Annotated in this window: 12 protein-coding genes and 1 riboswitch; of the genes, 2 read left to right on the plus strand and 10 right to left on the minus strand. The window is 37.6% G+C overall.

Annotated elements, in window-relative coordinates; all coding sequences use genetic code 11:
* Positions 1 to 70: 70 nt before the first annotated feature.
* The 7 genes from AC1Q6O_RS14950 to AC1Q6O_RS14980 all read right to left on the minus strand — a co-directional run bounded on the left by AC1Q6O_RS14950 (position 71) and on the right by AC1Q6O_RS14980 (position 6,449).
* On the minus strand, positions 71 to 904 hold the full coding sequence (locus AC1Q6O_RS14950; protein ID WP_008175219.1) for a putative RNA methyltransferase: 834 nt from the start codon (positions 902 to 904) through the stop codon (positions 71 to 73).
* A 2-nt stretch (positions 905 to 906) separates the two neighbouring features.
* The gene (locus AC1Q6O_RS14955; protein WP_043989914.1) at positions 907 to 2,274 is read right to left on the minus strand and encodes an MATE family efflux transporter; all 1,368 of its coding nucleotides are present in this window, start codon (positions 2,272 to 2,274) and stop codon (positions 907 to 909) included.
* A gap of 135 nt (positions 2,275 to 2,409) precedes the next feature.
* Positions 2,410 to 3,174, minus strand: coding sequence for a tyrosine-protein phosphatase (locus tag AC1Q6O_RS14960; protein WP_090002055.1), 765 nt, complete (start codon positions 3,172 to 3,174; stop codon positions 2,410 to 2,412).
* A gap of 135 nt (positions 3,175 to 3,309) precedes the next feature.
* Positions 3,310 to 4,260: an ABC transporter substrate-binding protein gene (locus tag AC1Q6O_RS14965; protein WP_089985795.1), complete on the minus strand. Its 951-nt coding sequence runs from the start codon at positions 4,258 to 4,260 to the stop codon at positions 3,310 to 3,312.
* On the minus strand, positions 4,244 to 4,801 hold the full coding sequence (locus tag AC1Q6O_RS14970) for a hypothetical protein (RefSeq protein ID WP_089985796.1): 558 nt from the start codon (positions 4,799 to 4,801) through the stop codon (positions 4,244 to 4,246). The genes AC1Q6O_RS14965 and AC1Q6O_RS14970 overlap by 17 nt, the downstream gene beginning before the upstream one ends.
* Positions 4,802 to 4,962: 161 nt before the next feature.
* A riboswitch (cobalamin riboswitch) is annotated at positions 4,963 to 5,161 on the minus strand.
* Between the two features lie 102 nt (positions 5,162 to 5,263).
* Positions 5,264 to 5,809, minus strand: coding sequence for a glutathione peroxidase (locus AC1Q6O_RS14975; RefSeq protein WP_089985797.1), 546 nt, complete (start codon positions 5,807 to 5,809; stop codon positions 5,264 to 5,266).
* An 88-nt stretch (positions 5,810 to 5,897) separates the two neighbouring features.
* A complete protein-coding gene (locus AC1Q6O_RS14980; protein ID WP_008175231.1) occupies positions 5,898 to 6,449 on the minus strand; it encodes a hypothetical protein in 552 nt (183 codons plus the stop codon).
* Between the two features lie 89 nt (positions 6,450 to 6,538).
* Here AC1Q6O_RS14980 and ytvI point away from each other — a divergent pair, with 89 nt between their 5' ends.
* Complete coding sequence (gene ytvI, locus AC1Q6O_RS14985; RefSeq protein WP_089985798.1) at positions 6,539 to 7,597, plus strand: sporulation integral membrane protein YtvI; 1,059 nt, start codon at positions 6,539 to 6,541, stop codon at positions 7,595 to 7,597.
* Positions 7,598 to 7,681: 84 nt separating this feature from the next.
* On the opposite strand, the gene AC1Q6O_RS14990 is transcribed toward ytvI, so the two are convergent.
* Positions 7,682 to 8,824 (minus strand): C40 family peptidase, encoded by a 1,143-nt coding sequence (locus tag AC1Q6O_RS14990; protein WP_239355137.1) that lies wholly within the window; start codon positions 8,822 to 8,824, stop codon positions 7,682 to 7,684.
* A gap of 349 nt (positions 8,825 to 9,173) precedes the next feature.
* Positions 9,174 to 11,162 (minus strand): ABC1 kinase family protein, encoded by a 1,989-nt coding sequence (locus AC1Q6O_RS14995; RefSeq protein ID WP_090002057.1) that lies wholly within the window; start codon positions 11,160 to 11,162, stop codon positions 9,174 to 9,176.
* 248 nt (positions 11,163 to 11,410) lie between these two features.
* Here AC1Q6O_RS14995 and AC1Q6O_RS15000 point away from each other — a divergent pair, with 248 nt between their 5' ends.
* Positions 11,411 to 13,105 carry an FAD-dependent oxidoreductase gene (locus AC1Q6O_RS15000; RefSeq protein WP_089985800.1) on the plus strand — a complete coding sequence of 565 codons (1,695 nt, stop codon included), beginning with the start codon at positions 11,411 to 11,413 and terminating at the stop codon, positions 13,103 to 13,105.
* A 36-nt stretch (positions 13,106 to 13,141) separates the two neighbouring features.
* Here the strand turns inward: AC1Q6O_RS15000 and AC1Q6O_RS15005 are convergent, their stop codons facing one another.
* Positions 13,142 to 14,092: a c-type cytochrome gene (locus tag AC1Q6O_RS15005; RefSeq protein ID WP_008175239.1), complete on the minus strand. Its 951-nt coding sequence runs from the start codon at positions 14,090 to 14,092 to the stop codon at positions 13,142 to 13,144.
* Positions 14,093 to 14,167 lie beyond the last annotated feature (75 nt).

Raw genomic sequence — 14,167 nt, forward strand, 5'->3', positions numbered from 1 at the left:
CCTACCTTATTCAATAGTTATTCCCATTGTAATCGAAAAGACTAGTATACTGCAATTGTAGGTGATCATCTTACATCTTTCCAACCAATAGATCTACATCAATCGTAATTTCACTTAATACAATATCTGTCTCATCTTTTTTATGCCAGCCCATCGGTGTCATCTCCAATAAAGCAGGGACAAGCTCCTGAGCAAGTGGCAATGTATAAGTGACTCGTTCTATATTTACTTCGCCAAAACTATCTTGGAAACGAGCAACAATTTGTTCATTAGAATATGTTTCCTTACTCGAATCGGCATATAATTGAGCACGCAGCTCCTGTAAATAGCCGCTTTGTGGCACAACCTTCACCATACAGCCATTAGGCGCAAGAAGCCTTTTAAATTCTTCATAATTTGCCGGTGATAAAATATTTAAAATAGCGTCAAAGCTACCTTGTGCAAAAGGACTCTTAGCTAAATCGCCAACACACCAAATTTGCTGTGGATAATGTCGAGCCGCAGCCAAAATACCCTCTTTAGCTATATCAATACCGATGCCTACCCCATTCTTTTTCTCATTCATAATACGGGCTAAATGCGATCCCTCTCCACAGCCCGTATCGAGCACTGTATTCGCAGAGTTAATAAGCTCCCCAATCTTTGCTTCTACAACATCATAAATCCCACTATCAATAACAGCTTTGCGAGATTCAAAAAGATCTTTACTATATTTAGAAGTAGAGCCATGTGTCAGCATATTGACATAGCCCTGCTTGGCAATATCAAAAGAGTGATTGGCAGAACAAACGAGTCTCCCTTGCTCATAGACGTGCATAGATTGCTGACATAACGGACATGCAAAAAGCGCGATATGTTGATCGATCAATGCTGCACCTATTGCACGTTTAGATAGTGCTCCCATTGCTATTCCTCCTTCTGTTCATTCGGTGAAACGAGGGCAAAACGCTCCCACTTTCGGCTTTTCCATCTAAAGTATACGATAATTGCCCGTACCCATTCATCTGCAGAGATAGCTAACCAAATACCTACTAAACCCCAATCGAGGACAAATACAAAAAAGTAACCTAATGGGAGGCTCATACAAACCATCGACAGAAAACCGATTTTAACAGGGAACCTTGCGTCTCCTGAGGCACGTAAAGAGTTAATGACGACTATATTCATCGTCCGACCAGTTTCTAGCACTATACTTAATGCCAAGACAGATGCTCCGATAGCCATCACCTCGGGGTTATCTGTAAAAACATGCATAAGCTGCTTGCGGAAAATGGTCACTACACCAACCATAATAATGGTGAAAATAAATGCTGCTCGGACACTTGTCCACAGCTGATGATAAGCCTCATCCTTTTCTCCAGCACCTACATGCCTACCGATAATGATGGCCGTTCCTGTCCCAATCGCAATAGCGAATAAATAGGTAAACATTGATATGTTCATAGCATATTGTCTGGCTGCCAAAGTTTCTGCCCCTAAATATGTGGCATAATATAAAAATATGATCTGGCAAAACTGGTAAAGAACCTGCTCAAAGGCAGACGGTAAACCAATGTTTAAAATTTTTCTTACATATTCCTTGGAATACTCAAAGTAGTAGTGTAGCTTTACTCGTACTTCCATTACTTGATAAAGCAACCAGAAAAACACGATCATCGCTAATCCTCTACTAATCACTGAAGAGATGGCTGCACCTTTTACACCAAGCTCTGGTAAACCAAAATTCCCAAAGATCAGGCCGTAATTAAGGATAACATGCAGTACATTCATGCCAAGTGATACATACATCGTCTGTTTCGTCCAACCATGAACACGAATAATTGCAGCAAGGGCATTAATAATTGCTTGAAGGAAAATAAAACTCCCTATAATCACTAAATAACTTTGAGCATAATGAAGGACCTCACCTTGCAAGTTCATCATCGACATTAAATGACTAGCAAAGAAGAAAAATAGAACACTCATTATAAGGCCAACTGCCAAATTCATTGTGACTGCTAGAGCCGATATTTTAGCCGCTTCAAAAAACCGTTTCGAACCTAAATATTGTGATACAACGATGGACGCACCGTTGCCGACTACCTCAAGAATTAAAATAGCGATATGAATATATTGATTGGCTGCACCTACTCCTGACACAGCATTATCTGATAGAGCACTAAGCATAAAAGTATCGGCTAGTCCCATCAACATAAATAAAAACACTTCTAAAAAGATAGGCCATGTTAAATGGAATAGACTTAACTTAGTTGTTTCTTTTATTGTGTCTGCCAATACCTTCACTTCTCCTATACTTTTCTTAAAAATCTATTGTATCTTATCATAAATTTTCAGACTGTAAAGAGATTTATAGGAAGACAGCGCTTCCACATAAAAAATCCCTCTCACTAATTGTGAAAGGGATTTTATTTAGATTAAGCAATATGACTGTAATTGCTCACGCTTATCAGCCGTTAGACCAAACTCCTGCTCCAAAAAAGCTGTCTTTGAGCCATAACGATGATCCATAGCATCTAACGCTGCCTGTAAATAATCCTCACGAGCGGACATTAAAGCATAAAATTGCTGTAATTCTTGTTCATTATACTGGTGCTGGATCGTTTGAGCCATTCTTTCTACCATGGGACGCAAATGAATATTCGTATCTAAATAATCTTCCATAATGGTCTCTTCAGGTACGTCTAAAGCCAATAAAATAAGAGCTCCGCCAATTCCTGTTCGGTCTTTTCCAACTGCGCAATGATGGACTAGCCCTAAATTATCAGGGTTTTGTATAGTCATCATTAATTCTTTAAAAGAGGGATTATGAAAAGGCATTTGTGCATAAAAGTCCTTGAACATATCAGCGTTAACTACTTTATAAAACTCTCTACCACCTGTATTAGTTGGCATTTCAAAAGCATGCTTTCCCTTCGCAGGGATTTGAATATATCGAGTTTGTGGAAACACAGGATTAGGATTATGTTGTACTTCATTCGTGTCACGATAATCAAAAATTGTTTTAATACCTAATGTTTCAAATAATTCTTTATCTGTCGATGTCATTTTACCAAGTGCGGCAGAGCGATAAAATAAGCCATTTCTTATAACACGCCCATCCCTCGTTTGATATCCCCCCATATCTCGGAAATTATAAACGGCCTCAAACGAAATATTTTTTTGTATTTGCTTCACTGAACTACACCTCCCTATATTAATAAGCGTTCTTATCTTTATTCTATCGAACAAACTACATTAATACCAATTTTCACACTAGGTAATAAAATAAAAAATGCTAGCTGTAATAAACAACTAGCATTTTCTACGATCTTATTTATATAACTCTGGATACACAGCTTTAGCAACAAGCTCAACTGCTTCACCGATACGTGGACCTGGACGATTTGAGATATCTGTGTCAAGGGACTGAACTGCCTTGTTCTGAATAGCTGTTACCGTATTCCACCCATCACGAGCAAGGATTTCTCCAATTGGATTTTCTGTATAGTTGACTGTTGTTAAAATGACGTCTGGATTTCTCGCAATTACATCTTCCTCAGATATTTGCTTCCAGCCATCTAAATCTGCAAACACATTCTTTACATTTGCCGCATTTAATATTTCTTGTTGGAAAGTGCCAGAGCCTGCTGTATATATTTCTGGCTTTGGACTAATTTCTAAATAAACATTTTTTGGTGTTTTTACTTCCTTAATCTTTGTTTGCACATCAGCGATTTTTGCTTTAATTTCCTCGTTTAATGCCTTTCCTTTATCCTTAACATCCATAACAGCTGCAATTTGTTCGATATCTCCATATACATCATCAAATGTAGCCGCTGATTGAATAACAAATACTTTAATTCCTGCATCCTCGAGTGGCTTAAGTGCATCCTTCTCACCAATCGTATACGCAATAACAACATCTGGCTTTAACGCTAAAATTCGCTCACTGTTATAATTCACAGTATCAGAAACACGTTCGATTTTTTGGGCAGCTTCTGGATATGTATCATATTCAGTGGCACCTACAATTTTATCGCCAACCCCTAATGCAAATAGAATTTCTGTGTTACTTGGTTGTAAGGACACAACTGTTTTTGGTACTTCCTTAAACTCTATTTCTACACCACGATCATCGGTTACTTTGTAACTTGTTTGCTCAATCTTTTGTTCATCTTGGGTAACATTTTTATTTTTTGTATCTTCCGCAGTTCCACAACCTGCTAAAACGAGCGCTAGCAATAAAACCGATAGCCATTGTAAATTAAATAGTTTCTTCATTATTATTCACCTTTTTCTTTTTCATTGGATATGATTTACTCATAAACGGAATTTCAGCGATTCCAGCTTGTTGATTCGTATAGACAGCCATTACAAAACATACATTGGCTAATAAGCCTAAATAATCGAAGAGAATAGTCGGTACCTCTCGTTCTTCCGAAACCCTGTGTAAAGTTCGATATGATTTTTTCGCCTCACTACGACAAAGATGTAAAGCAGCAGCAGCCTCTGTTCCTTGAGGTAAAACAAAATTTTGAATCTCTTCCTTCACATGACTTACATAAAAATCATAGCGCTCACTTAACCAGGATAGATCCTCATCTGTAACTGCTAGCTTCCCACGAACCGAGCCATTCACATGATAAGCCATAGGTAAAATCTGTGTTAAATCATCTGCAACAACCTGGACATCCTCTTTCTTCACTATAGCTAGTGCAGCCCCTAAATGCGTTGTTAAACTATCTGTGCGAATCTCAAAATCGACAGTTGAAGCCTTCTCTCGCATAAAAGGATAACAAGAATAACGTGCATCTTTTTTCAACCTGCTGTCCCCCTTTTCATAATGAAAACCCTTACTTTTTTAGAACATAAAAAAACGTCGCTCCTCACGCAAAGGAACGACGAAAATAACATAATGATTGTCATAGAAACACGACACTGCCTATGTATTTGCCGTATATCCTCCTAGCTTCCGAAGAGTTGTTATACGTTCAAATAAAGGTCGGTCTCCTGGCTTGTACAACGCTCCTATATAATTAAATAAGAGCTATAAAGAACCTTCCCATTTCCTATGAAACAGTGGTTCATCTTTATAATAGTTGTACTTACAGTTGCGGAAACAGCTTCGGCTTATACCGAATTCCCGATTATGCTAGCTAGCACCTTTATTCTGCAAGAATAATTCACTTGTAAAGCAGTTTATCATAGTTTGATAGGAAAAAATAGTTGCGTACAAAAATGATAGCCGTTTTAGAAGAATTTTCATTTCCATAAAATCACTCTACTATAATACTTTTTCAATTGCTTGCTCAATATCTAGCTGTGAGTCTGTAGGCTCAAAGCGAGCTATGGTTTTTCCGCTTGCATCTACTAGGAATTTAGTAAAATTCCAGCGAATATTACGACCATCTAAAAAGCTTGGAGCAAGTTGAACAATTGCCTCAGCAAGCATTTTCTCCTGCATGCTTGCTTTTCCGAATTCACGAAAATCAACTTCATGTTTTAAATAATTAAATAAAGGATGTGTCGTCTCACCATTTACTTGGACTAGTTCAAAAATGGGAAACGAAACTCCATAGTTGACCTTACAAAGATGCGCAGTTTCCTCTCCATCTTCAGGATTTTGATGGCCAAACTGATCACAAGGAAATCCTAGAACGACAAAATTATTTTTGCCATATTTATCGTACATTTTTTGTAAGTCTTCAAATTGATATGTAAATCGGCATTGATTGGCCGTATTAACAATTAGCATCGTTTTCCCTCGAAAAGTTTCCATTGATAAAATTTCACCATTCGGCTTTCGTACTAAATAATTATAAATGCTCATTCCCTAACCCCTTTTGTCTTTTTCATATATTATAGTTGACTAATCTCCTAATAACCAAAGAGTTTGCACAAAAAACACCATCTCGTTACTAAGAACGGATGGCTGACTTATATTTCTTTTTATATTTAACATTTTGCTCTTCATTAATTAAGCGATGGGCTATGTCTAATAATTTAGGATCACTCGTTTGATCATATAATTTTTTTAAAGATACAATAATATCATAGCGAATGAGAGTAGGATGCTTTTCATCTAAACAGGTTTGAAATCTCTTGGCTAAATAAGATACGACTAAATCGCTTTGTACTTGACCTGCTAAACCAATTTTCCAAATAGCCTGTAATGTATGCCTTGCCGTGACGGGCTTTTCATCATAAGTCACAGCCCAAATCTTTAAAAAATCTTCTAATACTCTTTCTTCGGGATCACTTTTTGCAGCTAAAGCACATAAAATTTGTGCGGCAAGTGCACGTGCATGCCCATTTTTATATGTAAGCGCTTGTACAAGCTGTTCCCACACTGCATATGTCCAATCTACGGGCTCCTGCATAATTTTCATCAGTTCCTCGTAAGATTCATATTGAATATCTCGATCACGCTCTGTTAGATTACTAAAAAGTTGCAAAATCTCTTTTTCCATAATTTATCCCTACCTTTATTGTTTCAGAACGTCATAAAACTTGATTTATGTTACACTTAACTTAATTTTTTCGCAAAGAAGGTGAGTTTATGAATAAATTTAATGCTAGGAAATTGATTTTTCGATTGCTAGTGATTCTGTCCCTAATTATAGCCGCTTATTTTATTATTCCGGTATCTATGCCGTTAATATTAGCAGCTATCAGCGCATTTTTCCTTGAACCAATCGTCATGTTCTTTAAAAGGCGCTGGAAAATGTCTCGAAAAATTGCAGTTGCCTTTATATACATAGTGAGTGTCATTATAATTTCCATTATTTGCTATATTTCAATTACGCAGATCATGACGCAAATAATTTTATTGTCTAAGCAAGCTCCCTATTATATTTCCAAGCTATCAGATATGTGGCTTCATATGCAAGAAAATATTTCTAAATACACGGAAGACTTTCCACCCGAAGTAAGTACTTCGCTTCAAAAAACCACAATGGATTTCATAAAGAAAATTGAAGAAACGTTTTTAAGCTTCTTTAATTATAGCAAAGTTTCAGCCTTCTTTTCAGAGATTCCAAGTCTATTTATCAGTCTTCTCGTCTATATGATTGCCCTATTCCTATTTATGCTAGATCTGCCGAAATTGAAGCGCATTACTTATAAGTATTTAAAGCCAAACACAGCAAAGAAAATAAAAATTATTTTAAACCGTTTAAAGGATGCAACATTCGGCTATATGAAAGCACATTTATTTGTAAGCTTCATTATTGGAGGCGTTACACTTATTGGACTTTTATTAATCCAGCCTAAATATGCCATAACCATGACCATTATTATTTGGCTAATAGATATTGTCCCTTTTTTAGGCTCCATCATTATTTTAGCACCATGGGGGCTTTATCACCTTTTAATGGGAAACACATCTATTGCTGTAAAATTATTCATCTTAGCTGCTATTTTACTCATTATTCGTCGTGTAGTCGAGCCTAAACTAATGGGTGAGCATATTGGGTTATCAACTTTACCAACATTAATTGCCATGTTTATTGGTCTACAGTTATTTGGTATTATCGGTTTACTTGTCGGGCCATTTGTCATTATTTTCTTTATCGCCTTAAAGGAAACAGGCATCATAAAAGTAAATTTCAAAATTTGATACCAATAAAAAAGGTCATCTTTGTATTTTTCCCTTACAAAGATGACCTTTTTATCATGTTAATCGTCTATATAATATAGAGGCTTATTGAATTCGACCAAAGCCTACTAAATATTGATTCCACCAATCAAGTGATTCAATGACAACACCATTATTTTGAGCATCAATCATTGTGTTATTACCTAAGTAGATACCTACGTGCGCTACACCTGAGCCATAGCTAAAGAATACTAAGTCACCAACGCGTGCTTCCCCAGCAGAAATACGTTGTGTTGCTAAATATTGTTGAGATGCAGTACGTGGTAAAGAAACGCCTGCTTGTTTATAAGACCATTGGACAAGACCTGAGCAGTCAAACCCTGAAGTTGGGTTACTACCACCCCAAACATATGGACGACCAAGGAATTGTTTTGCTGTAGAAATAGCATCACCTGAAGAGGCAGTACCAGCGCCTGAACCAACGATAATTTTTTGTGGTTGTTGACCATCACCATCACTGTTATTTTGAGTAGCTTGTACTACTGGCGTTGCTGCTTGAAGAGCACGTAAACGAGCCGCTTCTTCTTCAGCTGCCTTACGTTCAGCTTCTAAACGTTCTTCTTCCTGTTTTGTTGCAATTTGAGCTTTTAGGGCTAATGATTTTGCTTCATTTTCAGCCTTTTTCACTTCCATTTCGCTTTCCTTTTGTTGAAGCTCTTGGAATTGCTTTTGAAGCTCTTTCTGTTTTTCATCTAGAATGGCTTTTTGTTGCTCTAAGCTCGCTTTGTCAGCTTCTTGTTGATCCACTAATTCTTGGTCAGCATCCATTAATGTTTTAACCGCTACGACACGGTCCATTAAATCAGCAAAGCTTTTTGCTTCAAGAACTACATTTAAATAAACACCCACTGTATTGTCTTGTGCTTGGTATGCAGCCATACGTTCACTTAAGATTTTAGAACGTTGCTCAATACGTTTTTTTGTTTCAACAATACTAGCATCCACTTCTTTAATTTCCGCTTGTACTTGTTTAAAAACTTTTACTTTTTCGTCGATCTCTTTTTGTAAATTCGTTAGTTCTTCTTGTAATTTTTTAACCTGTGCATCTATTTCAGCCTTTTTCTCAATCATTTGTTGAGAAGTTTCTTCAGCATGTACTTCTGTTGGTTGAATTGTATTAAATAATAAGCCGCCTGCTAGTGCTAAAGCGAGCACCATCGACTTACGCCATTTATTGCGCTTACCCACGTACCTTCAATTCCCTTCATTTATCAATTTCGCTCTGAATACTCTATGTAATCTGTTGAACGATCCTATATTTAATCAATTGTTCTTATATATTTGTTTTAGCCTTTTAAAGTTTAGCATTTTCAGCATAACTTTTATACTATTTCCTATCTATTTAATACATTAGTAAAACTCGAAACATTCCTGTAACATTCGCGTAAAATTCCAATTATTCTACAATGTCCTTATATATTCTACACAAGTCTGTTATTAGCTAATTCGACAATAGTCACATGACCTACTTTGTAATGTTTTTGTAATATTACTTGGAAATGTTTCAAAAAAAAAGAGGTAGGGGAATAATCCCTACCTACTGCTTCATGGAACGCAATGCCTGTATCGATAACCTTACTAACAAAATTGCACATAAAAATAAACCTAAATAAGCAGCTGTGTTTAAATACACTGCATAAGAATCGTGGATAAATTGTGAGATTGCTAAAAGGGCAACAGAAATAATTCCAAATGTAATCCCTACTAAAAGCAATACAAATCGGGAAAACAAGTTGGTAATGAAGCGGGCATTATGCTCATCAGAGAATATATCGTGATGTAAAATAATTTTTCCGCTCTCTACACGCTGAATTAGTTGATCCACTCTTCTTGGCATTTTACGCAAAGTTGGTATCAGCATAGATAATTCCTCTTGCAGCCGTTCTTTTGTAGCCATTGGTTCTTTAAATGGTTTTAGGAAGGAAGCACGCATATATGTAGCAGAGAAATCCTTAGCTTCCGTAAAAATATCAAAACGTGAATCAATTACCCTTAATGTTCCATCTAATGTCACCAACGAGCGGAGTGCTAAACCTACCGCTGGGTAAAAGGCTAGCCCAAAATCCCGCACCACTGTAAATAAAGCATGTATTAATTCTTCTGTTGGTATGCGGTCAACATACGAGATTTTTAGTAAAATTTGATCGATTGCTTGTTCCATTCTTGCACGTTCCGCATGATCGGCATTTTCCACTAATAGTGTTAAGCCATCGTACAAGACACTGGAGTCATTGAGCTGAATACCCATTAAAAATAGCTTTAAGCCCTCTTGTTGTGTGGCACCCAATCTTCCAACTGCTCCAAAATCGAGCAATACGGGTGTACCATCCTTCTCATCAATGTGAATATTTCCCGGATGAGGATCAGCATGAAAAATACCTGAAAAAAGCATCTGTTCAAAAAAAGAATATAATATTGTTCTAGCAAATTGTCTGCGATCAATGGACAGACGATTGAATTCTGCCCCCCCATCCGCCACACTATGTCCACGAATATATTCCATCACTATAATATTTTCATTACTGTAAGCTGTATAAATTTTCGGAATGCGGACCTTATAATCACTTTTGGATAATGCGTTCTTTACCTGTAACGTATTACGTACCTCAATATCTAGATGAATCTCTTCACGTAGTCCATCTGCGAATCCACCAGCTAGCTCACGAAAGCCTAGTGACTCTGCCCATGTAGATTTGGATGAAAGCCAATTTGCAAATTCCTCTAAAATTTCAAGATCATCGCGCATAATCCCTTTTACTTCTGGACGGAGAAGCTTGACGACAACATCTTCATAATTTTTAAGCCGTGCTTTGTGCACCTGACCGATAGAGGCTGCTGCAATAGGCTCCATTTGAAATTGGCTAAATACTTCATCCATTGATTGAGGAAGTGAGCGCTCCAAAATACTTGTCACTTGCTCTGCTGGTAAAGGCTTCACACGATGTTGTAGCCTCTCTAGCTCATCAATAAAGATGGGTGAAAATAATTCTTTACGTGTAGACAATACTTGTCCAAATTTAATGAAAATCCCACCACATTGCTCTAATGTTGCGCGCAATGCAATCGCCAGCTCTTTTTCGTTTTCACGTTGCCTTGCATATTTAATCGTTTGGACGACACCATTTGTAACTGCAATTTTTAAAACTTGTCGCAATCGTTTCTGCTGTCGCCAATAGCTCCGCAGCCGTAAGAGCAAAGATTTTTGACCATTTCGACGATCTCCAGTTGTAATACCACTTGGATCAAAGAGCTCAAAAACCAAATACAGCAACATAGAAATGAGTAGCATACTCCCAATCCAAATTAATGTGCTGACCTCTGTCACAGTTTGCATCATGGTTTCTGACAAAAAATCTGTATGACGTAAATAAGAGTACCAGTAAACAAAAGAGGTTAATGTCACACTAATGACGACTGAAAGCACTCTTCGTACAAAATTAATATTAGAGCCTATTAATCGTCCACTCACAATATAAATCAAACCCGATACTATAATGATTTGCATCAAAAATTTCAAAAAAATCAACAATGTCACCTCCAATGTCATTTCCATTTCCTACTACTGCTAGTATAGCAAATTTATACATTAACTTTCTTTCACAAGGAACACCTTAGAAAATTAATTAAGTCTTTCATCTTGAAAATATACCCATTAGGGTATATTATTTAGTTTGTAGTACTTATACTACATTATTTATTGATTTCAATAGCAAAACATATATTTAAAAGCTTTTATATACCCTTATATGTATTAATCAAAAGGAGTGTTGACCATTGAGTAAAAAATTTTTAATTGTTGGTGGCGTTGCAGGTGGAGCATCCACTGCCGCCCGCATTCGTCGTCTCGATGAAAAGGCAGAAATTATTATGTTTGAAAAAGGACCAAATGTTTCATTCTCCAACTGTTCTCTCCCCTTCCATTTAAGCGGGATTGTTGAAAATAGAGACAAATTGATCTTAATGACACCTCAAGCCTTTCAAACAAAATACAATATAGAGGCTCGTGTACAGCAAGAGGTTGTACGCATTAACCGAGAACAAAAAACCATTACCATTAAGAATTTAATAACGGGTAGAGATTATGAGGAAAGTTTCGATACATTAGTTCTATCACCAGGAGCAAGTCCCATCGTCCCTGACCTAGAGGGTATTCGTTCAAACCATGTCTTTACCATTAGAAACGTGGTAGATATTAACCGTTTAAATCAATACCTACAAACGGATCATGTACAGGATATTGCTGTGATCGGTGGAGGCTTCATTGGTGTAGAGGTAGCGGAAAATTTGAAGCTAGCGGGCTATAATGTCTCTTTAATTGAATTCGGCCAACAAATTATGGCCCCCTTTGATTATGATATGGTTCAAATATTGCACAAAGAAATGACCGATAAGGGGGTTCATGTTATTGTCAATGACGGTCTCGCAAGGGTTACTCCAAGTGATGTGACGTTAAATTCTGGCAAACAATTGAAAGCACAAGCCGTCGTATTAGCGATTGGCGTTCGTCCTGACATCCACTTAGCCAAAGAAGCCGGGCTAACTATCGGTGCACTCGGAGGCATTCAGGTTGATGCTAATTACGTGACATCCGATCCTTCCATATATGCTGTGGGCGATGCGATTGAAGTATTCCATCAGCTTACCCATAAACAGACACGACTTGCTTTAGCCGGCCCCGCTCAGCGACAAGCTCGTGCTGCAGCTAATCATATGTATAACATCCCTCATCACAATAAAGGGGTTATCGGATCTTCAAGTGTACAAATTTTCGACCTTGCCTGTGCTTCAACGGGTTTGAACGAAAAAACAGCTCTATCAAATGGCTTTCAGGCGAAAAGCGTTTATCTGATAGCTCCTGATAAAGTAGGCTTAATGCCGAATAGTAATCCACTTCACTTTAAGCTCGTTTATGAAACACCAACAGGTAAAATCCTTGGAGCCCAAGCTATAGGTAAAGGCAATGCAGATAAACGAATTGATGTAATAGCTACCCTCATCACAATGGGTGGTACTTTAGAAGATTTGAAGGAGCTGGAGCTATCCTACTCTCCAATGTTTAGCACTGCCCGCGATATTGTCAATTTAGCAGCTCTTGTAGCTCAAAATCAACTACATGGACACTACAAACAAATAAAAGTTGATGAAGTGCGAACACTCATTGAAAATGAAGCCTACTTCTTAGACGTACGCGAAAAGAATGAATTTGAATCTGGTCATCTCCTTCATGCACACAATATTCCTTTAAGTGAACTTCGAGAAAGAATGCATGAGGTACCTAATGATCAACCAGTGTATGTACATTGCCGATCCGGTCAGCGTAGCTATAATGCTGTTATGGCCCTTCAAAATAGCGGATTTTCTAACATCTTTAACGTAAGTGGGTCATTCCTCGGTATTAGCCTATATGAATATTTTACTGATTTCACAACAAACAGAGATAAAATTGTCACTGCTTATAATTTTCAATAATAGAAAAGGGATGCCCATAAACAGCATCCCTTTTCGTTAGTTTGTAGATAGCACCTTTTCCCAATCAATCGTACCATTTTTAACTTGTTCACGTTTTTCTTTAGTCATAATATCATTTGGTTTTCCGCCTTTTGGCCAATCTTTATCATGATTTGGCCATTCAGGTCGATCTTGGGATAAAATAAACGCTGCTAAATCAGCCGCTTCTTGATCTGTTAAAGTCCCTGTTGCACCTACTGGCATATTATTTTGAATATAGCCAGCCATTTTTGACATACGCGCCATACCTGCTCCATCATTAAAGGAATTATCACCCCATAATGCTGGACCAGTATTGGCACCAGTCCCAGAGCCATCAGCTGCATGACAAGCTATACAGGACTGACCATAAAGCTCCTCACCATTGTCAACATTTGGAGTCGGTACATTCTTCATATCACTAGTACCTGCCCATTCACGTTTTGCTCCAATTGGAACACCTTCAGAAATATATGCAAAATAAGCGACCATAGCCTCTAGCTCATCACTATTCATTTCGAATTTTTTACCATTCATACTACGAACCATACAACCGTTAATACGCTCTTCTATTGTAACTACACCACCAGAGCGTCCAATATATTGTGGATAATTAGCCATTACTCCTACTAATGATGATGCTTGCTCGTCATAGCCAGCACCAGCATGGCAGCTTGTGCATGATAATTGGTTCCCTACATATTCGTCCGCCGCAACATGTGTGTTATTAACAAGCTCATAGCCGTTTAAAATTGCATCCTTCATTGGTCCATCTGGCACTTCATCAATACTTGGTGGAGCATAGACAACTGACTGAGCAGCTGCTGTCGTTGGTAATTGCGTCTGCACTGTCGTTTCGTTCTCCTCCACAATCGAATCAACTGTAATTTTGTCACTAATAATGGTTGCTACAAAAATTGTGCCTACTAACAGTACTGTCCCTGCTACTCCTGCTACTATAGGTTTCATCTATAATACCCCCCTTTGTATACTCACTTATATTTTAGCAACATAACATTTTATTGGATGTGATTTTTCTCACAC

This window comes from Lysinibacillus sp. GW823-FHT06C08 (genome assembly GCF_058795135.1).